This is a genomic window from Arthrobacter terricola (assembly GCF_004354015.1).
GTDB lineage: Bacteria > Actinomycetota > Actinomycetes > Actinomycetales > Micrococcaceae > Arthrobacter > Arthrobacter terricola.
This window is the reverse complement of record NZ_SMRU01000024.1, coordinates 21,678-43,516: the sequence shown is the minus strand read 5'-3', so window position 1 is coordinate 43,516 and position 21,839 is coordinate 21,678. Positions and strand designations below refer to the sequence as shown.

At 64.3% G+C, this 21,839-nt stretch carries 16 protein-coding genes, 1 tRNA gene and 1 other RNA gene; 8 read left to right on the top strand and 10 right to left on the bottom strand.

What is annotated here, in order from left to right:
* Positions 1-4 precede the first annotated feature (4 nt).
* From E1809_RS18565 to E1809_RS18545, 5 genes are read right to left on the bottom strand one after another with little or no spacing between them, the layout of a single operon-like run.
* Positions 5-832 (bottom strand): ABC transporter ATP-binding protein, encoded by an 828-nt coding sequence (locus E1809_RS18565; RefSeq protein ID WP_133205720.1) that lies wholly within the window; start codon positions 830-832, stop codon positions 5-7.
* On the bottom strand, positions 832-1,761 hold the full coding sequence (locus E1809_RS18560) for an ABC transporter ATP-binding protein (RefSeq protein ID WP_133205719.1): 930 nt from the start codon (positions 1,759-1,761) through the stop codon (positions 832-834). Before E1809_RS18560 ends, E1809_RS18565 begins: the two co-directional genes overlap by 1 nt.
* Entirely contained in the window at positions 1,758-2,666 is a 909-nt protein-coding gene (locus E1809_RS18555) for an ABC transporter permease (RefSeq protein WP_133205718.1), read from the bottom strand. Before E1809_RS18555 ends, E1809_RS18560 begins: the two co-directional genes overlap by 4 nt.
* Positions 2,663-3,607, bottom strand: a complete 945-nt coding sequence (locus E1809_RS18550) for an ABC transporter permease (RefSeq protein WP_133205717.1) — start codon at positions 3,605-3,607, stop codon at positions 2,663-2,665. The genes E1809_RS18555 and E1809_RS18550 overlap by 4 nt, the downstream gene beginning before the upstream one ends.
* A 9-nt stretch (positions 3,608-3,616) precedes the next feature.
* On the bottom strand, positions 3,617-5,254 hold the full coding sequence (locus E1809_RS18545; RefSeq protein WP_235835680.1) for an ABC transporter substrate-binding protein: 1,638 nt from the start codon (positions 5,252-5,254) through the stop codon (positions 3,617-3,619).
* Positions 5,255-5,402: 148 nt separating this feature from the next.
* Here E1809_RS18545 and E1809_RS18540 point away from each other — a divergent pair, with 148 nt between their 5' ends.
* The gene (locus E1809_RS18540; protein WP_133205716.1) at positions 5,403-6,425 is read left to right on the top strand and encodes a LacI family DNA-binding transcriptional regulator; all 1,023 of its coding nucleotides are present in this window, start codon (positions 5,403-5,405) and stop codon (positions 6,423-6,425) included.
* 11 nt (positions 6,426-6,436) lie between these two features.
* Here E1809_RS18540 and E1809_RS18535 read toward each other — a convergent pair whose 3' ends face one another.
* From E1809_RS18535 to E1809_RS18525, 3 genes are all read right to left on the bottom strand, one after another.
* The gene (locus E1809_RS18535) at positions 6,437-6,934 is read right to left on the bottom strand and encodes a glutathione peroxidase (protein ID WP_133205715.1); all 498 of its coding nucleotides are present in this window, start codon (positions 6,932-6,934) and stop codon (positions 6,437-6,439) included.
* A 78-nt stretch (positions 6,935-7,012) separates the two neighbouring features.
* Positions 7,013-8,392: a peptidoglycan DD-metalloendopeptidase family protein gene (locus E1809_RS27780; RefSeq protein ID WP_268908718.1), complete on the bottom strand. Its 1,380-nt coding sequence runs from the start codon at positions 8,390-8,392 to the stop codon at positions 7,013-7,015.
* Positions 8,393-8,590: 198 nt separating this feature from the next.
* Positions 8,591-8,971 (bottom strand): MarR family winged helix-turn-helix transcriptional regulator, encoded by a 381-nt coding sequence (locus tag E1809_RS18525; RefSeq protein WP_133205714.1) that lies wholly within the window; start codon positions 8,969-8,971, stop codon positions 8,591-8,593.
* Positions 8,972-9,067: 96 nt separating this feature from the next.
* Here E1809_RS18525 and E1809_RS18520 point away from each other — a divergent pair, with 96 nt between their 5' ends.
* Both E1809_RS18520 and E1809_RS18515 read left to right on the top strand, forming a co-directional pair.
* The gene (locus E1809_RS18520) at positions 9,068-10,513 is read left to right on the top strand and encodes an MFS transporter (RefSeq protein WP_133205713.1); all 1,446 of its coding nucleotides are present in this window, start codon (positions 9,068-9,070) and stop codon (positions 10,511-10,513) included.
* Positions 10,514-10,636: 123 nt separating this feature from the next.
* A complete protein-coding gene (locus E1809_RS18515; protein WP_133205712.1) occupies positions 10,637-11,548 on the top strand; it encodes an oxygenase MpaB family protein in 912 nt (303 codons plus the stop codon).
* 82 nt (positions 11,549-11,630) lie between these two features.
* Here E1809_RS18515 and E1809_RS18510 read toward each other — a convergent pair whose 3' ends face one another.
* A complete protein-coding gene (locus E1809_RS18510) occupies positions 11,631-15,098 on the bottom strand; it encodes a bifunctional proline dehydrogenase/L-glutamate gamma-semialdehyde dehydrogenase (protein WP_133205711.1) in 3,468 nt (1,155 codons plus the stop codon).
* Positions 15,099-15,223: 125 nt separating this feature from the next.
* Between E1809_RS18510 and E1809_RS18505 the strand changes: the two genes are divergently transcribed.
* Complete coding sequence (locus E1809_RS18505; protein WP_133205710.1) at positions 15,224-16,123, top strand: LysR family transcriptional regulator; 900 nt, start codon at positions 15,224-15,226, stop codon at positions 16,121-16,123.
* A 128-nt stretch (positions 16,124-16,251) separates the two neighbouring features.
* Here E1809_RS18505 and E1809_RS18500 read toward each other — a convergent pair.
* A tRNA-Ser gene (locus tag E1809_RS18500) sits at positions 16,252-16,336 on the bottom strand.
* A gap of 332 nt (positions 16,337-16,668) precedes the next feature.
* Here E1809_RS18500 and E1809_RS18495 point away from each other — a divergent pair.
* From E1809_RS18495 to recR, 4 genes are all read left to right on the top strand, one after another.
* Entirely contained in the window at positions 16,669-16,992 is a 324-nt protein-coding gene (locus E1809_RS18495) for a hypothetical protein (protein ID WP_133205709.1), read from the top strand.
* Positions 16,993-17,439: 447 nt separating this feature from the next.
* Positions 17,440-17,536: signal recognition particle sRNA small type (ffs, locus tag E1809_RS18490), an RNA gene on the top strand.
* Positions 17,537-17,540: 4 nt separating this feature from the next.
* Complete coding sequence (locus E1809_RS18485) at positions 17,541-21,086, top strand: DNA polymerase III subunit gamma and tau (protein ID WP_133205708.1); 3,546 nt, start codon at positions 17,541-17,543, stop codon at positions 21,084-21,086.
* 139 nt (positions 21,087-21,225) lie between these two features.
* On the top strand, positions 21,226-21,822 hold the full coding sequence (gene recR, locus E1809_RS18480; RefSeq protein ID WP_133205707.1) for a recombination mediator RecR: 597 nt from the start codon (positions 21,226-21,228) through the stop codon (positions 21,820-21,822).
* The last annotated feature ends 17 nt before the right edge of the window (positions 21,823-21,839 follow it).

Genomic DNA, 21,839 nt, shown 5'->3' with positions numbered 1-21,839 from the left:
ATTACTAGCTCGCGATCTCTGAATTGAGGTGTTCTATGACTCCGCGCCTCGGTTTCCAGCCGGGTTTCGGCGCGCACTCCAGGAGGAGTCGGGTGTAGGCGGTCAGGGGCCGGTCGAGCACGTCGCCCACCGGCCCCCGTTCGAGGACTTGTCCGCGCCGCATCACGATCACGTCGTCGGCGATGTTGCGGACCACGGACAGGTCGTGGGTGATGAAGAGGTACGTCAGGCCCTTGTCCCGCCGCAGCTCGTGCAGGAGTTCGAGCACTTGGGCCTGCACGGAAACGTCGAGGGCCGAAACCGCTTCGTCCAGGACGATGATTTTGGGCTCCGCGGCGAAGGCCCGTGCGATCGCCACGCGCTGCTTCTGGCCGCCGGACAGCGCGGACGGCAAAGATTGCGCATGTCCCTCGTTGAGGCCGACGCTCGCGAAAAGTTCCGCCACACGTTCCCTACGTTGCACGGCGGTGAGCGGGAAATGCGCGCGAAGGACCTCGTCCACCGCACTCCCCACGGGCAGGCGGCGGTTCAGGGAACCGTTCGGGTCCTGGAAAACCATCTGGATGGCGCGCGCCCGGCTTCGTTGCTCCTTCCGTTTGAGCGACGCCGTCACAGGATTGCCCCCGATCGCCACCTCGCCCGAATCCTTGGTCTCCAGGCCAACCAGCACCCGGGCCAGCGTCGTCTTCCCCGAGCCGGATTCGCCCACCACTGCCATGCAACTTCCCTCCCGTACGCTGACGGCCACGTCGTCGAGGGCGCGGACAGGTTCGTGTTTGCTGCTCATCCGGAAGGTCTTGTTGAGTCCTGCTACTTCGATGATGTTGGCCATCAGAGGGTGCTCCCGATCTGGGTTTCGGCGGCGACGCTCGAGGCGGAGTTTCCCGCGGCGGAGACTCGCGCGACTGCAGTCCCGCCGCCGGTGGGGATCCCGACGGCGGTGCTGCCGCCGTCGTACGCTGTTCCCCCTGCGGGGGTGCCACTGAGCGTCGGACGGATACTCATCAGCATCCGGGTGTATGGATGCTGCGGGCTGTCGCGGATCTGCTCCGGGGTCCCGATTTCCACGATTTCGCCGTGCCTCATGACGGCGAGCCTGTCCGAGACGGCGGCCGCGAGGTCGAGGTCGTGCGTTACGAAGATCATGGACATCCCGAGGTCTCGGCGTTTCTCGTCGAGGATGGCCGCGACTTCGGCTTGGGTGGTCACGTCTAGGGCCGTCGTCGGCTCGTCCGCCAACAGCAACCCTGGCTTCCCGGAGATCGCGCCGGCAATCACCACACGCTGGAGCATGCCCCCTGACAATTGGTGCGGGAACGCCTTCAGTACGCGGTCCACGCTGCGGATTCCCACTTGCTCAAGCATGTCGGCGGCCCGGGCACGGGTGGCCTGGGCGTTGCGGCGATGGGCATCGGCCATTCCTTCGAGCAAGTAGGTCTCGATCGGAAGGACCGGGTTGAGGGCGGCGTGCGGGTTCTGTGAAATGAGCGCGATTTTGTCGGCGCGAAGCCGGCGCATGCGCTCCGCCGGCAGGGCTCGGAGGTTCTCGCCGTCGAACACGATGTCGCCACTGACCGTGGAGTTGCGCGGTTCGATCCCGAGGATGCAACGGAGCGTCATGGACTTTCCGCTGCCCGATTCGCCCACCAAGCCCACGGCCTCACCGCGTTGGATTGAGAGCGAAATTCCCTTGAGCACCGGTTTCACAGTGCCGGATTCCGGATCCGTGATGCTGAGTTCGAGGTTGTCGATATCGATCATTGTTTGCTCCTTCCGGCCGCGGCCCGGCCACCCAGCCGTTCGCCGATGTACGCCATCGCCGCGACCGTCACCACGATGCACAAGCCCGCGTAGAGGCTCTGTTCCGGGAAGCCTTGCTGCAGGGATTCCTGGCCGTTCGAGATCATGAGGCCCCAGTCCGCCGCCGGTGGCTGGATGCCGAGGCCCAGGAAAGACAGTGCCGCCAGATCCACGATCGCGTAGCCGAAATTGATGGTGGATCCGGTGAGGATCTGCGTCCACACGTTCGGCAGCACGTGGCGGAGGGTGATGGTGAGCCCGTTGATACCTTGGAGTTCGGCGGCTTTCACGTACGGCAGGTTCCGTTCCCGGAGTGCCACGCTGCGGATCACCCGGGCACTGTAAGGAACATACGCCACGGCGAGCGCGATGGACGCTGTCACGATTCCGGGCCCGAAGATCGCAACGCCAAGGATCGCGAGCAGCAGGCTCGGGAAAGCGAACAGCACATCAAGCACGCGGCCAATGAAGGCGTCCGTCTTCCCGCCGAACCACACAGCGGCGAGCGCCAGTGCTGAGCCGGCTACCGCCGTCGTGATCACCACGATGAGCGGCCCGATGAGGCTCGTCCTGGCCCCCGCGAGCAACCGGGAGAAGATGTCGCGCCCGGCTTGGTCGGTTCCCAGCAGATGTTCGGCGCTGTAGCCGAGGTGTCGTTGTGTCACTGACCCGACGGTTGGGTCGTACGGCACCAGGAATTGGCCGGCCAGGGCGGCGAGGACCACGACGGCGACGATCCCGGCACAGGCGATGCCCACCCAACCGAGTCGGCGGCGCAGCGAGGTGAGGCGTCCGGCGGCGGCGGGCAACCGTTGGGGCGTTGCCGCCGGTTGGGTGCCCAGGACTGCTGATTCGTTTGAAGTCATGACCGGCCTTTCTCCAAGCGGACGCGGGGGTCGATGATGGCGTAGAGCAGGTCGACCAGGAGGTTGACCACGCCGAAAGCCACCACCATGATGAGGGCGATCGCTTGCACGACGGCGAAGTCCTTGCGTTGGACCGAATTGACCAACAAGGCGCCGATCCCGTCCAGGGTGAACGCGTATTCGACAACGAACGCACCGGCGATCAGTCCGGCAATCTGCATGCCTACAGCCGTGCTAACAGGGAGCAGCGAGTTCCGGACGGTATGCCGCCAGAGGATGATCCGTTTCGGCAAACCGCGCGCGACCGCGATGAGGACGTGCTCGGATTCGCTCTCGTCGACAATCGCCGTGCGCGTGATCCTGGCGACCACGGCGATGGCGGGCAGCGACAACGCAAGGGCCGGGAGGGTGAGGTGCCAGATCCGGTCGACGACGCCGTCGCCCGCTCCGAACACCGGGAACCATCCCAATCCGACGCTGAGGACCGACATGAGGACAAGGGCCGCGAAGAACGTGGGCACGGCAATTCCCAGGTTCGACGCGAAAATCACGATGCGCTCGGCGAAGCCGCCACGGGTTCCGGCCAGGATGCCGAGGCCAACCCCGAAGGCGATGATGAGCACGGCCGCAAATGCCGCGAGCGAGAGGGTTGTGGGAATCCGGCTCGCGATGAGGGCTCCGACGTCTTGCTGCGTGAGCAACGAGCGGCCAAGGTCACTCGTGAAAAGCCCACTGAGCCACTTCCAATAGCGGATCGGCAGGGGGTCGTCCAGGGAGTACTGGCTTCGGATCGCCGCGAGGACTTCGGGGCTCACAGTTCGTCCCTGGACCAGGAATTGCTCGGGGCTGCCCGGCGCCAGGTACAGGGCGCCGAACACGATCATGCTTGAGGCAAGGAGCACTCCCACGAGCGCGCTGAGCCTTCGGGCAAGGAATCTCACGTTTTCGTCCTATTTGCCGGTGCCGCCGAGATCGGCAGCCCAGGGGTAGTAGAGGTAGACGAACGAGGCGGGAACGCCCGTGACGCGCTTGCTCATGAAGAGCCGCGTTGAGCTGTCGACGACGGGAAGCCAGGGTTCCTTGTCCATCACCAGGGCTTCGACTTGGGCGGTGAGTTTTGCCCGGGCGTCATCGTCCGAGGTCGCCTTGGCCTTGGCCAGCAGTTCGGTGATCTGCGGATCGGAGAACCCGGAGTAGTTCTGCATGCCCTTCGGTCCGGCGATCGCGCCGAGGTGGATGAGGGGGTCGGCCACATTCATGTAGTTCGTGGTGACGAAGGCGTCGGCTCCCGCGCGGGCTTTCGGGTCGGAGAAGAACGCGCCGAATTGCGCACCCGGCACGCCGCTCGGCTCGATCTTGAGCCCAAGCTTTGCCCCGGCGTTGGCGAATTCCGAGATGATGTCGGCGTAGAACGTCCGGTCAATCGGGTAGACGATCTTGATGGGCTTGTTCAAGTCGACTTTGGCCTCTTTCAGGACTTTCTTCGCTTCGTCGATGTTGGGGGTGGTGGGCGGAAGGTCCTTGCGGGCATCGGCGAAAATCTGGGCACCGTAGTTCCAGCCGCCGTTCGGCACCAGCGATTGTGCCGCCGTCGACGTCCCTTCGAAGACGGTCTTGGCGATCGCTTCGCGGTCGGTCGCTAGGGTGAGCGCCTTGCGGACGGCCGGATCGCCGAGGGTTCCCGTGCCGGTGCTGATGATGGCCATGTTTTGCAGGGATTTGCCGTAGTAGAGCTGGCCGTTGGTGGAGCTTGAGAGCTGGTTGATGGCGCTGAGGGGAACGTCGTAGCTTCCGTCGATGGCACCCGTGGCGAGCGCGTTGGCGATCGAGCTGGGGTCGGTGATGAATTGGATTTCGACCTGCTTGGTCTTGGCCTTCTTCGCTGTGTTCCAGTACCCGTCGTAACGGTCAAGGGTGATGGAGACGCCTTGCTTCCATTCGCCCACCGAGTAGGGTCCCGTGCACATGACGCCGGCTCCCGGGTTTCCGTAGTCGGCACCGGCCTTTTCGCGCTGCGCCTGCTCGACGACGGCCCCCACCGGCGTCGCGAGCTGGTTGTCGAAGGTGGCGTCGGGGCTCTTGAGCTTGACGGTCACCTCGTTCGGTCCGGTCTTCTCGACGGCGGCAATGTTGGCGGTGACGTCGGAGGCCCAGTAGCTGATTTCGTTGGGATCGAGGTGCCGTTTGAGGCTGAAGACGACGTCATCCGCGGTCATGGGCTGGCCGTCCCAGAAGGTCACTCCCTCCTGGAGTTGGTAGACGTAGGTGGTGTTGTCGATGTTCTTGACACTCTTGGCCAGGTTCGGCTTGATGGAGAAATCCGGCTGGATCTGGAAGAGGCTCTCGCAGAGGTTGGAAACTACTCCGCTCGCGGGATAGTCGGCGCTCTTGATGGGATCGATCGACGGCGGTTCGCCGAAGTTGTTGTTCCACACGATCTTGTCGAGGTTGGTTGTGGGTGCCGGGGTGGTGACGAGCAGGTCCTTCTGGTTGCTCGGATCCGGGGCTTTTGCGGCCGCGCCGCCGTGGCATCCGGTGAGGAGGAGCAACAGGCCAGCGGCTCCCGCACTGATGATTTTCTTGTTCAAAGGTTCTCCCGTAATTCTTTGGGTAAGAGCCGCCCCATCGGCTGGTCGTGGAAGTGACGGTAATCACCCAAAACGTTTTGGGCAAGAGTTCCGGGAAAATAAACAAAACGATTTCGGTGAAGCGTTTGGAAGGCTTACCCTTGCAGCTATGACGCAGCGAATTGGACGCTCCACCATCCGCGAGGTAGCCCGGGAAGCGGGAGTTTCCGTGACCACGGTTTCCCACGCGTTGAGCGGAAAGGGGATCGTCGCCGAATCCACGCGGGCGCGGGTCATCGATACGGCGAGGCGGCTACGCTACCGTCCCAACGCCGTCGCGAGCGGCCTCCGGAGCAATCGCCTGGGCATCCTCGCCCTGGTGCTCCGTCCGCTGGACACCCTCGAATCGTTCCAGCCCGAAGGCGTCGACTACTTCCTGCGCTTCGCCGGCGCCGCTTCGCTCAGCGCCCTGGAACACGGCTACGGACTCATGCTCCTCAGCGATCCCACCCTGCCCGAAACCCCGAGCGTCGCATTGGCGGCCGACGGGTTCATCATCACCGAACCCGTGGAAAACGATCCCGTCATCGACCTCCTCCAAACTGAAGGAATCCCACTGCTCACAGTCGGCAAGGATCTCGGCCGGCCCTCCTACGACGCGTGGATTGAGCCCAACACCGCCAAAATCACCCGCCAAGTCCTCCACCACCTCGAGGAAAACGGTGCACGGCGGGTGGCGATCGCCGTCGGGACAGACCGCAACTCCTGGAACATCAGTTCGGAAGCCAGCTACCGGGAATGGTGTTCGGAGCGCGGCCAGGAACCCCTCATCCTGGCCCAGCGGGAGACTAGCGGCACCGCCGGCGGAAGGGCGATCGGCGAAGAACTCCTCGGCATGGCGGACAGGCCCGACGCCGTATACTGCCTTACCGGCCGACACGCGGCCGGGCTTATGGCCCGCTTGGCGGAATCCGGCGTCGGAACCCCTGACGACATGCTCCTCGTCGCAGGCTCGGACTCCGAGCAGACCCGCAACAGCGTTCCCCCCATCAGCGCAGTGGACCTCGAACCCGAGGTCTTGGCGAGGGCCGCCGTCGCCGCCCTCGTCAAGCAATTGGGCGGAGAACCCGCGTCCGGGCAAGCCGGAACCGACGGCCGCTTCATCATTCGGGGATCGAGCACGCGGCTATAGTGCCGAGCGCTTTAGTTGCTCGCCCCTTCGAGGGCGGTTTCGATCGCGCCGATCAACTCTTCGGAATCGGGCTCGACGGCGGACGGGAAGCGGGCGAGCACCTCTCCTTCGCGGCTCACGAGGAATTTCTCGAAGTTCCACTTCACTCTTTGCGGCGCGGAACCGTCTTCCGTGCGCGTCATTTCGGCATACAGCGGATGCTGCTCCTTGCCGAGGACGTTGGTCTTGCTCGTCAGCGGGAACGACACCCCGAAGTTGCGCTGGCAGAACTCGGCGATTTCGGCGTCGGAACCCTGCTCCTGGCCGCCGAACTGGTTGCACGGCACTCCGAGGATCTCGAGCCCCTGGTCGTGATATTTCCGGTAAAGGTCTTCGAGTCCCGCGTATTGGCGAGTGTAACCGCAGGCGGACGCAACGTTGACCACCAGCACGGCCTTCCCCTCGAAACGGCCGAAATCACCCTCGGAGCCGTCATTGAACGTGAGCGGGATGCTGTAGAGCGGGGACATTGAAACGCTTCCTTACGACGTCGAACTCGGCACATTGCCATCTTCGAGTCTACGTGGCGCGGGGAAGCACGGCCTCGCCTAAGGTTTCGCGCCCGGCGTCGATGGTTTCGTGCTGGCAGCGGTCGTGGCCGAGCTGGTCGGTGATGGGCTCGCCGGCGGTGGGCTCGCCGGCGTAGTCGGCGCCGGACTGGAAATGGTCGGGCTGGAAGTGGCGTGAGCGGTCGGGACCGCTTGCGTTTGAGTCACGGTTGGCATCGGGACAGTCACCACGGGAGCTTGGGTTACCGGCGCTTGCGTGACCACGGGCGCTTGCGACGTCGGTTGGCCGGATGTTGTTGCCTCGGTCGCGCTTGGCGTCGGGCTCGGTGTGACGGTGGGCTCGGCCGTCGTCGCGCTCGGGGTGGGCGTCGCCGTATTGGTGGGGGTCGGCGTCACCGTAGGCGTTGGGGTAACGGTTGGCGTCGGAGTCACGGTCGGCGACGGGGTCGCCGTCGTACTCGGCTTCGGCGTCGCACTTGGGCTCGCAGTCGCCGTCGGGCTGGTGCTTGCTGAAGGCGGTGCCGTCGTCGCACTCGGCGGCGCAACTGTTGCCTCCTGCACCCCGCCGGTCACGGCTTGTTGTGCAGGCACCGCACCCGGATCGGTGGGGATGGCCCCCGGGACGGACCAGACTGATCCGGGCGAGGTGGCTGTTGCGGAACCGGGCTGGTAGCTGACCATGGGAATGTCGCCGAGCGGATCCACTTGCTTTGTCGGCAGGAACGTCCAGTTCATCGGGTTGGTGTACACGCCGTTAAGGATTGTTTCGAAGTGCAGATGGCAGCCGGTGGAAGAACCGGTGGTTCCTACCCGGGCGATCACTTGGCCAACCCGTATCGATTCCCCCCTGGTGACGGCGATCCCCTGTAGGTGGTTGTACGTGGTGACCAGGCCGTTGCCGTGATCGATTTCCACGCGGTTGCCGCCGCCCCAGGGGTGCCAGCCGACAGCGCGGACCACTCCGGAGTCGGCGGCGTAGACAAGCGTTCCGCAGGCCGCGGCGAAGTCCTGGCCCCAGTGGAATTCGCCGGGCAAGCCGGTAATGGGGTCGATCCTCAGCCCGAAGGGCGAGCTTGGGACCAGCGTTACAAGCGGGGCGTAAAGCTTCCCGGCGCCGGGTCGGTCAAGGGAGCTGGAGGCAACGTTGAGCGTGCCCACGCCGTTCTTGTCCAGGGTCTGCACCGGGGACCGTTCAAACGAGACGGTGGCGCCGCCACTGGCCGGCACCGGGGCAGCGGATTGGCTGGACGGCACGCCCGCACTGCCCGTGGCACCGTCCGTAGGAAGCATGCCGGGTCCGACTTGTCCCATGGCGAGCGACGGATCGGCGGCCAACGTTCCATCTACGGATCGGCCCGAAGCGGGCCCCTGGAAGCCGAATGCGAGCATCACCATGACAGCGAGAAAGCATGCCGACACGACTCGACGGAATTTTCTTGAAAGAACCAGGTCAACAACCTGGCCGGACTCGTGATGCTTACCCACAACAACTCCCGGGACAGGCGCACCTCCCCAATCCGGGCGCGCTCGTCCCATTGTGGCAACAGCCAAGTTGAATGGGAACACTCGACTTTTTACCTAGCCGCCTCGCGGCCACACTCGTCAGGCCATGCCGGGCTACTCGCCGAGGTTTTCCTTCAGGAGCGAGCGGTGCTCGACGGCGGCATCCGCGTGAAGGATACGGCCGGCGTCGGTGAGTTCGAGGTACAGCGAGCGGCGATCGTCCGTGCAGGTCTGGCGTGAAACAAGCCCGGCCTTTTCAAGGCGGTCCACCACCTTGGAAACGGCGCTCTGGGTCATGGGAGTGCGTTCGCCCAAGGCCTTCATGCGGCACTCGGCATCGGCACATTCAGCAACGAGGTCCAGGATTTCGAACTCATTCAGGCCTATGTGGAACCTTGCTTCGAGGGCGCGCTCAAGGGCCGACGCTGTGCGGAAATACGAGTTCTGGATGCCGCGCCATTGCTCAACCAGCTGGCGGTCTTGCGTTGTTGCCATGGCCCCATTCTAGTCGACAGGCCAATTAAAGTCCACGTCATAAGATTCCCAGTCATATTCCTTGTCATTGAATGACGCGTCATATAGATTGATGCCATGACTTCACCAAGCACCCTCACTAGATCTGCCGAACAGCTTCACGCAGCCGTCCGCTGGACCCGTGCCCAGTGGCTGCTCCTCATGGTGGTCTGCACGGTCCTGGCCCTGGATGGCCTCGATGTCTCCATGGTCGGGGTCGCCCTCCCCTCCATCGGCCACGAACTGCACCTCGGAACCGATTCCCTGCAGTGGATTGTCTCCGCCTACGTCCTCGGCTACGGTAGCCTCCTCCTGCTCGGCGGCCGGCTCGCGGACCTGCTGGGCCGGCGTCGGATCTTCCTGATCGCACTGACAATCTTCGCCGCCGCCTCACTCTTGGGCGGGCTGGTGGATGACCCCACCCTCCTGATCGCAACACGCTTCGTCAAGGGACTGGCGGCCGCATTCACGGCCCCCACCGGGTTCTCGATCATCACCACCAACTTCGCCGAAGGCCGCGAGCGCAACAAGGCCTTGTCCATCTTCACCACCTTCGGTGCCAGCGGGTTCTCGCTCGGCCTCGTGGTGGGCGGACTCATGACCAGCCTGAGCTGGCGCTGGACCTTCCTGGTTTCGGTGCCGATCGCGGTGGCAGTCGTGTTGCTTGGCATGAGGTTTATCCCCAAGGACAAGCCGTCCGCGCACAACAGCGGGCACGATATCTGGGGCGCCGTCACCCTCGCGCTCGGCATGCTCGGCCTCGTATACACACTGGTTTCAGCTCCGGAAAAGGGTTGGGGATCTGTGGCAACAATCGCCGGATTCGCCATCTCCGCAGCCGTGCTGGCAACCTTTGCCGTCATCGAGAACCGCGTCAAGCACCCGCTTATCCGTTTCGGCATCCTGCGCGAAGGATGGGTGGCCCGCGCCAATTTGAGCGCTATCGGTCTCTTCGGGTCCTACTTGAGCTTCCAGTTCATCCTGACGATGTTCCTGCAGTCGGTGCTCGGCTGGTCTCCGCTGGCAATGGCGTTGGCCTTGCTCCCCACAGGCCTTCTGGTTGCGAGCAGTGCCCCGTTCGCGGACCGGTTCATCGACAAGTTCGGTGCGCCCAAGCTGATCCTCACCGGACTCACCGCCCTGGGATTGGGGTACGTCCTGTTCCTGCGCGTCGGTACCTCACCGAACTACGTGCTGGATATCCTGCCGTCGGTCATCCTCCTGGGCATCGGGTTCGCTTTGGCCTTCCCGTCCATCAACGTCCAGGCCACCGCAGGCATCCGGGATTCGGAGCAAGGACTGGCTGCCGGGCTTATCCAGACCAGCACGCAGGTGGGTGCTGCCTTGGTCCTTGCCGTGACAACCGCCATCGTGAGCGGCGGCAACGCTGGCGGGTCCGGTGGCACGGTCAGCGCCGCGGCAATGCTCGATCAATACCGGCCCGGGCTGGTCCTGAGCGCGGCGGTGGCAATCGCCGCCCTGCTGGTGGCAGCGTCCCCGGCCCGCCGCCGTCGTACCCCCTAACCCGGAGCCTCACCCTCCCTAACCCCGCCCGCGCCCCGGAGTTTGTGTACAGATCACACCCTTAAAGCGGCTTTTACAGGGCATCATCTGTACACAAACGCCGAAGCAAGGTCCAATATCTTCATGGTCGGCTTCACCAAGAAGTGGCAAACCGAACTGCGGATGACTTTTACGGGTCATCCGCAGTCCACGCCTGACTGGGTGCTCCGCCTCGCGGACGGGAACGACGCCGGCTATCACCTTCCCGGTTCGGCCGTCTGGGCGGTGCACGGGTCGATGTCCACGATGGTCGCCGGGATCCGCGTGCTCCTCATGCAGTCCTTGCACCCAGGCGCATTGGCGGGGGTTTACGACCATTCGGGATTCAAGCGGGATCCGCTCGGCCGGCTGGCCAATACGATTCGTTGGATTTTCACGGTGACGTATGGCTCGATGGACGCAGCCCACACAGCCACCCACTTTGTGCGGAAGGTCCACGATTCCGTCAAGGGCAGCTACGTGGACACCAACGGCCACACGCGGGACTACTGGGCGAATGATCCGGAGCTTCTTCGCTGGGTGCATGTGGCTTATGCGGATTCATTCACGGCCGCCCATCGGATCTGGGGCGGAGCGGTCCCCGGAGGTGCCGACGCATACATCCGCGAATGGGCGCAGGCCGGTCGGCTTATGGGGGTCGAGGATCCGCCGTTGAGCCTCGCGGAAGTGTCGGCCGAGATGGATAAGTGGTTCGACTCCGGGCAGCTTCGTGCGGACCATCGATTGAGGGAAACGGTCGAGTTCATTAGGAATCCGCCGCTGAAGCCGTCCTTGCTGCCCGGTTACCGGATCTTGTTCGCGGCGGCGGTCGCGAGCATTGAGCCGCGCTACCGGGAGTTGCTGGGGTTGGAGAAGGCCCATTTTGGCCCGATCCCCCTGCCGTCAGTGTTTGCGGCGCGGGTCGTGCTGGCCTTTGTGCGTTTGTCTTTGGGCCGCGTCGGCCCAAGCGAGCAATCCGCCCGCGACCGCCTGAAGCGCCTCGGCTACGAAGCCTGACCCCGGAGTTTGTGTACAGATAACGCCCTTAAAGATGGCCCTTAGGGGTCAAGATCTGTACACAAACTCTAGGTGGAAGGGCTTAGATCAGGGCATCCGAAAGGTGGTTCGGAGTGCCGAAGCGGTGGGCGGTGATGCTGATCGCCTGTTCGTGCAGGAACGGCAGCATCTCGATGCGGCCGGCCGGAGTCACCGTACCGTGGTAGATCGCGACGTCGGGACGGCCGTCGGTTGCTGCACTCAACTCGCGGCTATCGCCACCAATGAGCCTGATTCGGCCGCCGCCGAGCCCGGCGGCATAAGCCAGCCATTCGGCGTCGGACTGGATGCGGGTGGTAACCCCCAGTCCTGCGAACGCCGCAACAACCGCTTCGGGGAGTTCGACGGCGGAGGACACCGTGAGTGCCGACCCCGCCACAGCCCCGGCTGCCACGACTCGAAGCAGGTCCACGAGTTTCTCCCCCTCGGACAGGCGGATCGTGACCGGAACCGCGCGGTACCTAAAGACGTTGCGCTCGGCGGTCAAGCCGGAGACGTCCTTGCGCGTGCCGAATTCCGTGGCCCAGGCCGCGGCATCGCTGAAGAGGGCTTTCTGCAGTGTGTCGGCGTCGTGCGCCTCAACACCGGAGGCCTTGGCCGCAGCGAGGATTGATGCCGCACTCCCCTTGAGCGTGGCGCCGGGCTTGGCACCGGGTTCGCCCGGCAGCCAGCTACCCAAACCGACCAGGTAGTTGGGACCGCCGGCCTTGGTTCCGGCGCCCACAGCGGATTTCTTCCAGCCACCGAACGGTTGGCGCTGCACGATTGCGCCGGTAATACCTCGGTTCACGTACAGGTTTCCGGCCTGGATGGTGTCCAGCCAGACGCCCATTTCGGCGGAATCAAGCGAATGCAGCCCAGCGGTGAGGCCGTATTCGATCTCGTTCTGGATGGCGATCGCTTCTTCCAGGGTTGCTGCCGTCATGACGCCCAGGACCGGACCGAAGAACTCGGTCAGGTGGAAGTACGAGCCGCGCTTGACCCCGTGACGGATGCCGGGCGACCACAAGCGCCCGGTTTCGTCGAGCTTTTCGGGTTTCACTGCCCAGGTTTCGCCCTCGCCGAGCGTGGTCAGCGCGTTGAGGAGCTTGCCGTTGGCCGGTTCAATGATCGGGCCCATTTGGGTGGTGGCCTGTTCGGGGTAGCCCACTTTGAGCGAGCGGGTCGCGTCGATCAGCTGGTTGTGGAAACGCGCGGAGGTAGCCACTGAGCCCACCAGGATTACGAGCGATGCCGCGGAACATTTTTGACCGGCATGCCCGAAGGCCGAGTTCACTACATCCTTCGCGGCCAGGTCGAGGTCCGCGTGAGGCGTCACGATAATGGCGTTCTTGCCAGACGTTTCCGCGAGCAGCGGCAGGTCTTGCCGGAACGAACGGAACAATTCCGCGGTCTCGTAACCGCCCGTGAGGATCACGCGATCGACGCTCGGGTGCGACACCAGCTGCGTCCCCAGCTCGCGTTCCTCCAACTGCACCAAGGCCAGCACCTCTCGAGGCACCCCGGCTTCCCACAGTGCCTCGACCATGACGGAGCCGGAGCGTCGGGCTTGCTTTGCAGGCTTGATCACGACGCCGGAACCCGCCGCGAGTGCCGCGAGCGTGGACCCCGCGGGAATCGCCACCGGGAAGTTCCACGGCGGAGTCACAACGGTGAGTTTGGCTGGGACGAACGTGGCGCCGTCGACCGTTTCCAGGTCCTTGGCGCGTTCGGCGTAGAAGTGCGCGAAGTCGATTGCTTCGCTGACTTCAGGGTCGCCTTGCTCGATGGTCTTGCCCGTCTCCGAAGCCATGACCTCGAGGAGCTCGGCCCTGCGGGATTCGAGGACATCCCCGGCGCGGTGCAGGATGGCGGCCCGCTCAGCGGCGGGCATGGCACCCCATTTTTCGCCGGCTTCGACAGTAGCCGTGATGATGCGTTCGAGTTCCAGGGAGTCGTGGACTTTGCTGGCTTCCACGATGACGTCGCCTGCCGTGGATCCGGGGACGCGATCAAGGATAGCGCGGCCCCAGGCCCGGTTGGCGGGCAAAGCGGGGTCCGTGTCCGGGGTGTTCGCGAAGCGTTGGTTCGGGGCCGCTGCCGCCGGCTTGCTGCGATCCTGCGTGCGGTTAGGCGCCGGGACTGCGTGGTCCAACTGCGCGAGGGAGGCAAGGAAGCGCTCCTTTTCGCGTTCGAATAGCGCTTCGTTCTGGCTGAGTTCGAAGACCGCGGACATGAAGTTGTCCTGGCTCGCGCCTTCTTCAAGCCGGCGGATCAAGTAGGCGATCGCGACGTCGAACTCGCCCGGGTGCACAACCGGCGTGTACAGCAAAAGGCTGCCGACGTCCTTGCGGACGGCTGTCGCCTGGCCGGTAGCCATGCCAAGGAGCATCTCGAACTCGATGCCGTCCGTGACGTTGCGCTCCTTCGCGAGCAGCCACGCGAGCGCGACGTCGAAAAGGTTGTGGCCGGCGACGCCGATCCGGACACCGTCAATGTGTTCCGGCGTCAAAGCGTAGTTGAGGACACGTTTGTAGTTGGTGTCCGAATCCTGCTTGGTTCCCCACGTCGCGAGCGGCCAGCCTTGGATGGAGGACTGGACATGTTCCATCGGAAGGTTGGCGCCCTTTACGACGCGCACCTTGATGGGTGCGCCGCCGCTCGCCCGCCGGGCCGCGGCCCAGGCCTGCAATTCCTGCATGGCGGACAAGGCGTCGGGAAGGTAGGCCTGAAGCACGATGCCGGCCTCCAGGTTCTTGAACTCCGGCTTGTCCAAGATCCGGGTGAACACAGCCATGGTGAGGCTGAGGTCCTTGTATTCCTCCATGTCCAGGTTGATGAACTTGGGCTTCGGGAACGACGCGGCGAGCTCATAGAGCGGGGTGAGCTTCTCCACGACGTGCTCCACGGCTTCGTCGAACGCCCAGAGCGAGTGCGGCGCCACCGTGGAGGATTCCTTGATGGAGACGTAGTCGACGTCGTCACGCGCCAGGAGCTTCAGGGTCCCCTCGAGCCTGCGGTTGGCTTCGTGTTCGCCCAGGACTGCTTCGCCAAGGAGGTTCACGTTCAGGTGGACGCCGTTTTGCTTGATCTTGGCGATGGCCGGGCCGAGCTTGGCGTCCGTCGCATCCACGATCAGGTGCCCCACCATGTCACGGAGCACTTTTCGGGCGATCGGGATCACTACCTGCGGCAGCACCGGAGCCATGATCCCGCCGGTCCGCACAGCTGCGCGCATGTACCAGGGCAGGAAGGTCGGGACCTTCGGCGCCAGCTTGGCGAGGTTCCGGGCGGCGACAGACAGGTCCTCAGGGCGGATGACGCCGTCGACGAATCCCACGGTGAAGTCCAGGCCGTTCGGGTCCTTCAGGACTCCGGCGAGTCGCTGGGCGGAAATGTCCACCGGCACTTTCGAGGCTTCGGTGAGCCAGTGGCGGACCAGGCGGATGGCTTCGTGGGCCAGTTCCTGGAGGTGTTCGGAGTCCGGGGAGACTTTTGCGTCGATGCTTGAATCCCTGGTTGATGTACTCATGCGCTTCATTCCTTTTGGTGCAGAGAGCCTTGCTTCCATCAGTATGGATCTAGAATCAGATTAGGAAAAGTGATCTTTCCTTAAGAATATTCATTAGAAAAATCGATCCTTCTGGAGGGGCCGGAATGCTGGATGTGCGCAGGCTGCGGTTGCTGCACGAGTTGAAGATCAGGGGAACCCTCGCCGAAGTGGCGGACGCGATGAAGTACAGCCCGTCGTCGGTCTCGCAGCAGCTCACTTTGCTGGAGAAGGAAGCCGGGGTGAAGCTCCTTCGCAAATCCGGGCGTCGGGTGCAGCTCACTCCACAGGCCGAGATCCTCGCGGAGCACGCGGCCGCCTTGTTGGCGACGCTGGAACGTGCAGAGACGGACCTGGCCGCGTCGCTGACCACGGTGACGGGCACGGTCAGGCTGGCCGTTTTCCAAACCGCCGCACTGGCACTGATGCCGGACTTCCTCACCATCATGTCGATCGAGTATCCCGAGGTCCGCGTGGAAATGACCCAGCGAGAACCCGAGACAGCCCTATACGAAACGTGGGCACGCGATTTCGACATCGTGGTGGCCGAGCAATACCCCGGCCATGCGGCGCCGCACCACCCCGGACTCGACCGCGCCATCCTGGCCAAGGATCCCATCCGGCTAGCTGCTCCGCGCACTGATCTCGGCGGCAAACCGATCTCTTCCCTCGCAGATACAGCCTCGATGGCGTGGGTAATGGAACCACATGGCGCGGCGTCGAGGCACTGGGCCGAACAAGCCTGCCGCTCCGCCGGTTTCGAGCCTGATGTACGTTATGAAACCGCCGATCTCCAGGCCCAGATCCGCCTGATCTCGTCCGGCAATGCAGTCGGCCTCTTGCCGGACCTCGTCTGGGCTGGCGGTGTCGCGCCCGTACGCTTGCTGGACCTGCCTGGACTTCCAGAGCGGACCGTGTTCACGTCGACGCGCACCGCCGGCCGCATCCATCCGGCAATCCGTGCCTGCCGTGAAGTACTGGAACGGGTTGCTGCGGAGCGGATGTAAGGGTAGTTCGCGGCGCTTGTTTCACATCCCCTCGCTTCAAGCGCCGGTTTCAGAAACAAGCCCAAGTCACAAGGAAAGATGTACACCGGAACGCAAAAGGCCCCGGTCCGAGGACCGGGGCCAAAACGCGGAGAATGGGGGATTTGAACCCCCGAGGGCGTTAACCCAACACGCGTTCCAGGCGTGCGCCATAGGCCGCTAGGCGAATTCTCCATTGCTTCTGAATCAAAAGCAGACTCCACTGTACCCGAGATTTTCGGCATCGCCCAATCGACCGATCCATGACGTCAACCCGGACCTTCTTGGCCTTTAACGTAAAAATGGACGCCCCCAATGCGCCCATTCCTCCGGCACACCGTTGAACTGCTGGGTCCAGCCCCGAAACCAGGCCCAGCGGCTCACAATCTTGAGATTGCCCCAATCGGTGTACATACCCATCGTCCGCTGGGATTTGCAGTTTGGCAATGGAGATCAAAAACCATCCTTTGACCTGTTTTTAAACAATCCGCTGACCTGTTTTTCCTGGCCACTGGCAGGATGGAACCATGAGCCAACTTCATGCTCTTGTGGTCTACGTTCCCGACTCTCACAGCGAGGCCCTTTTGGCCGCGATCGGCGATGCCGGGGCCGGGAAAATCGGCGACTATTCGCATTGTTTCTTCACCACAGCGGGCACCGGACGATTCACACCTTTACCCGGCGCACACCCCTTCCTTGGAACCGTGGGACACGGTGAAACGGTGCCGGAGATCAGGATCGAGTGCGTGGTTGAAGAGCAAATGCTCCACGCCGTTATTGGGGCGCTGCGCTCGAGCCATCCCTACGAAGAACCGGCGTTCATGACCTGGCCAGTAAACGGCTGGCGCTGATCCATCCCCGAAGCGCAAGGCCCGTTGCGGTATCGGCTAACACGTGGCATCGGTCCATCAGCGACATCGGCTAACAGCGGGCTTGGCTAGCGACGGGACATGCTCTCCGCTGCCCTCAAGGAGTGGACATAAGGCCACTATGTCCACTCCTCGACCCTCACGATGAGCATGCTCCTTGGGGAAGGGCCGCACTGGGCATGCCCACGTGCGAAGACGAAGGGTCAGTTGGACCGAGCAATACAAGTCGGACCTCCACGACCAACCCAACCAACCGCCCTAGCCAGCAGCACCCAAACCCACCCCAGCCAACAGCACCCCACTCAACCGGGCCAACCCAACCAACTTCACCAACCGCACCCCCACCCCCYCACCCAACCTCAAAGAACACCCCAAAGAATGGACATGTCCCCTGATTCGGAGGGCACCGTAACTTCGGGTAAGCTTGTCGTCGGCCCCTCATGTGGCGTCATCCTGTTGAACTCCCCCAGGACCGGAAGGTAGCAAGGGTAGATGGGCTCTGGCGGGTGCATGAGGGGTCTCTTATTTAAATGTCAGTCCCTATAGGTAGGTTTTTCCCTGTGACTGTTACTACTGCTCTTTACCGTAGGTATCGGCCCGATTCTTTCGCGGACGTTATCGGGCAGGAACATGTCACGGAGCCGCTCATGACGGCACTTCGCAAAAACCGCGTCAATCACGCCTACCTTTTTTCGGGACCGCGCGGCTGCGGTAAGACCACCTCGGCCCGCATCCTCGCCCGCTGCCTCAACTGCGCGGAGGGTCCCACGGACACTCCATGCGGAAAGTGCAACAGTTGCGTTGAGCTGGCCCGCGGAGGCTCGGGTTCCCTGGATGTCATCGAGATCGACGCCGCCAGCCACGGTGGCGTGGATGATGCGCGCGATCTCCGCGAGCGCGCCACGTTTGCCCCGGTTCGGGACCGCTACAAGATCTTCATCATCGACGAAGCCCACATGGTCACCTCGGCCGGCTTCAACGCCCTGCTGAAAATCGTCGAAGAACCGCCGGAACACATCAAGTTCATCTTCGCCACCACTGAGCCGGACAAGGTGATCGGGACTATCCGCTCCCGCACCCACCACTATCCCTTCCGCCTGGTGCCGCCCGAGCCCCTCATGAAGTACCTGGAACTCCTCTGCCAGCAGGAGAATGTTCCGGTTGCTCCCGGCGTCCTCTCCCTTGTCATCCGCGCCGGAGGCGGCTCGGTTCGCGACTCGCTCTCCGTCCTGGACCAGCTCATGGCGGGTGCCGGACCGAACGGCCTGGATTACGAGCTCGCGGTCGCCCTGCTCGGGTACACCCACGCCTCGCTGCTTGACGACGTCGTGGAAGCAGTCGCCGCCGCGGATTCTGCCACCGTGTTCCGCGCTGTGGACCGCGTCATCCAGACGGGGCATGATCCCCGGCGCTTCGTGGAGGACCTCCTCGAGCGGTTCCGCGACCTCATCATCGTGCAGGCCATGCCGGAGAGCGCCCAAGCCATCCTCCGTGGCATGCCGGCGGACCAAATCGCGCGCATGCGCAGCCAGGCCAGCAACCTCGGGGCCGCCGAGCTCTCCCGCGCCGCCGACGTCACCAACACCGCCCTCACCGAAATGACCGGCGCCACCTCGCCGCGGCTGCACCTTGAGCTTCTGTGCGCCCGGATCCTGCTGCCCAGTTCCGAGCAAACGGAGCGCGGGATCGCGGCCCGGATCGACCGCGTCGAACGCCGCCTCAACTACGCCGGGGCGCTCCCGGCAGCAGAGGCACCGCACGTTGCCACCCTTCCGGCGGACCGGCCAGCAGAGCGTACGACGGCGGCAGCCGGCCCCGCGCCCACCGCACCTCCCGCTTCGGCTCCGTCCGCCGTGGAAATTCCCGTTTCCAGCCACCAACCGACTTCCGAAGCGCATGCGGTTTCCAACGCACAGCCGGTTTCTCAAGCACAGCCGGTCTCCGAGGCACAGCCCGCATCAGAGACCGCGCCAATGTCGGGGACGCCGTCCGCCCCGGCCGCCGCCGCGCGGGAACAGCTGACCCCGCCGCGTGTCAGCACAAATGATTGGCCCAAGGAAGACCCCGGGCAAGGCGCCGGAGGGGTTCCGTCAGCGCCGCCATCCCTCGGGCAGGAACACACCCAGTCGGTCGGGGCACCTAACCCCACACCAGCGCAACAACCCACAAGCATGCAACAACCAGCGCAGGCTCAAGAACCCGCACGTGCACAACGGCAGGCACCGGTCCAGCAACCTGCACCCGTGCAGGCTCCCGCGGCGTCCGGTGTCGGCGGCGACGTCGAGGTTGTTCGCCGTGCCTGGCCGGAGATCCTCCAGACGCTGACCAAGATCAAGCGCAGCACGTGGGCTTTGGTCGGAGCCAATGCGCAGGTTGCCAAATTCGATGGCCACCAGCTGACTCTGGCGTTCAGCACCGATGGCCTCGCTAGCGCATTCAGTCGCGCGGACCATGCTGAGAACCTTCGGCAAGCCATCCACAAGACAATCGGCATCGACTGCCAAATCACCTCCGTCGTCGGCGGCGGCAACAGCTCAGGTAGCTCTGAACCAAACCCAAAAGCACCGGCTGAACCAGCGCCCTCCGCCAGCGAGGGCGCTTCCCAGACCGTGTCGTCCGACGTCGACGCCGCTTGGGGTCTCGCCCCCGCCACCCCGGGCCCTACCCCGACAAGCCAAGGTTTCGCGCCTGCGGAACAGCACCCCGCTTCGGCGACGCAAGGCCACTCCGGCCCTGCGGAACCAGCCGAGCCGTCGGCACAGAGCCGCCAAAGCTCGGTGTCAACAGCCGCGCAGGCAAACGAGGCACAGCCTTCGCAGGCCGCGGCCCTGGCCACGCCCCGCCCGGACAATACGCCGCAGCAGGACAACGCCGAGCAGTCAAACAACGCAGCCCAGTCGAACGCCGCCCAGCAGCCGAACAGTCCATCGCCGGCTACGCGTGACTTCAATGCGGCCAAGGATTCTGTCGGCAGCCCGCTCTCGGGGGCAGCTCCGGGCTTCGCGGACGCAACGTCCACCGAGCAACCTCCGGGGCACAATGTGCCGACGCAAAGGGCTTCTTCTTCGTACACGGTCCCGGATCAAGCGCAGGCAACCCCAACCGTGCCGGCAAACGCACCTGCGCCGGCGCACGAGGCTTCCGCAGTTCCGCCGGCGAGCGCAGGAGTGTCGACACCGGCGTCTTCCCGAGGCCCGGCCGCAGCAACCAGCCCGGATTACTCCTACTCGGACGACGACTGGGGTCCTCCCCGCGACGAAGATGCCCCGCCGCTCGACGAGGAACCGCCCATGGATTGGATGCCCCCGGCCGCATCCAGCTATGCCACACCGGCGCCGTCCGGCCAGCAGGCCGCCAGCTACTCGGCCGCGCCCGCGACTTCGGACCGCGGCGCCATGCCGGCAGCCACCGAACCGTCCGCGTCGTCCGTCACCCAGTCCCAAGGCGGGTCCGACTCGAAGAAAGCCGATACCTCGGATGATCCTTGGTCCAGGGCAGTCGAGCATGCTCCCGGGTCGTGGGTTGTCGGCACCGAATCGAACGTGGGTACTTTGGCGTCGGGGGCACCCGCCGACTCTGCCAACCAACGCGCTTCCATTGCACCGTCTGCGTCGAGCCCTGCTTATGAACCAGCAGCGGCACAGATTCCAAGCCAACAAGCAGCGGCGCCTTCGCAAGCCCCCGCCCAAGCACCCGCGCCAGCCCCGGTGCCCACCCAAGCTCCAGCGCCGGTACCCGCGCCAGCCCCGGTGCCCACCCAAGCTCCAGCGCCGGCACCCGCGCCAGCCCCGGTGCCGGCCCAAGCCCCCGCAGGCATACAGTCGGCTGCCCCCACGGCCGTGAAACAGAGCCTCTACCAGCGGCTATCGAACAGCCCCGAGGCCCTGGCCGGTCGCGAAAAAGCACCTGCACGGATGGCTGCCGGCGCCAGCACCATGGTGGAAGACATCCCGAGTGCCGACGACGAGACCATCGAGGAATCGGGCGTGTTTGGGCGCGCCGCCGTCGAGCGTATTCTGGGCGGAAAGCTACTGGAGGAACGGTCCCTGGACGGCACTCCCCTGATGCGCCGCTAGGCTCACCGCTCCCCCAGCGCCCAGTACCAACTAAACAGACCAGCACCCGTTACAACCCAGACGGCCCTCATCGAAGTGCCACCAATACGCGACGCCGAGCGAATAGGGCGAGCGTCGAAACAGAACAAGCGAGGACGAAGTGTACGAAGGCGCAGTACAAGAGCTGATCGACGAGCTCGGCCGGCTTCCCGGCGTCGGGCCCAAGTCGGCCCAGCGGCTTGCCTTCCACATCCTCGAGGCCGATCCCGAGGACATGAAGCGGCTGGTCGCGGCCATCACCACGGTCAAGGAACGCGTGAAATTCTGCACCGTCTGCGGAAACGTCACCGAGCAGGAACTGTGCAACATCTGCCGCGACCCGCGCCGCGACCCGTCCGTGATTTGCGTCGTCGAGGAATCCAAGGACGTTTTGGCAGTTGAGCGCACGCGGTCATTCCGCGGCCGATATCACGTCCTGGGCGGCGCCATCAATCCCATCGCAGGGGTCGGTCCGGAGCAATTGCGTATCCGCGAACTCCTGACGCGGCTCAACGACGGCGCCATCCAGGAAATCATCATCGCCACGGACCCCAACCTTGAAGGCGAAGCGACGGCGACTTACCTAGCCCGCATGCTGAAGACGATCGGAGTCGCCGTCACGAGACTGGCCTCCGGTCTTCCCGTCGGCGGGGACCTGGAATACGCGGACGAAGTGACGCTGGGCAGGGCCTTCGAGGGTCGCCGCAACGCGCTGTAGCGCACGCGCTACAGCCA

Excerpts from the sequence above, each read along its gene's own strand:
- E1809_RS18565 (WP_133205720.1), bottom strand. The coding sequence starts at position 832 with ATGGCCAACATCATCGAAGTAGCAGGACTCAACAAGACCTTCCGGATG.
- E1809_RS18560 (WP_133205719.1), bottom strand. The coding sequence starts at position 1,761 with ATGATCGATATCGACAACCTCGAACTCAGCATCACGGATCCGGAATCC.
- E1809_RS18555 (WP_133205718.1), bottom strand. The coding sequence starts at position 2,666 with ATGACTTCAAACGAATCAGCAGTCCTGGGCACCCAACCGGCGGCAACG.
- E1809_RS18540 (WP_133205716.1), top strand. The coding sequence starts at position 5,403 with ATGACGCAGCGAATTGGACGCTCCACCATCCGCGAGGTAGCCCGGGAA.
- E1809_RS18535 (WP_133205715.1), bottom strand. The coding sequence starts at position 6,934 with ATGTCCCCGCTCTACAGCATCCCGCTCACGTTCAATGACGGCTCCGAG.
- E1809_RS18525 (WP_133205714.1), bottom strand. The coding sequence starts at position 8,971 with ATGGCAACAACGCAAGACCGCCAGCTGGTTGAGCAATGGCGCGGCATC.
- E1809_RS18520 (WP_133205713.1), top strand. The coding sequence starts at position 9,068 with ATGACTTCACCAAGCACCCTCACTAGATCTGCCGAACAGCTTCACGCA.
- E1809_RS18515 (WP_133205712.1), top strand. The coding sequence starts at position 10,637 with ATGGTCGGCTTCACCAAGAAGTGGCAAACCGAACTGCGGATGACTTTT.
- E1809_RS18510 (WP_133205711.1), bottom strand. The coding sequence starts at position 15,098 with ATGAGTACATCAACCAGGGATTCAAGCATCGACGCAAAAGTCTCCCCG.
- E1809_RS18505 (WP_133205710.1), top strand. The coding sequence starts at position 15,224 with ATGCTGGATGTGCGCAGGCTGCGGTTGCTGCACGAGTTGAAGATCAGG.
- E1809_RS18495 (WP_133205709.1), top strand. The coding sequence starts at position 16,669 with ATGAGCCAACTTCATGCTCTTGTGGTCTACGTTCCCGACTCTCACAGC.
- E1809_RS18485 (WP_133205708.1), top strand. The coding sequence starts at position 17,541 with ATGTCAGTCCCTATAGGTAGGTTTTTCCCTGTGACTGTTACTACTGCT.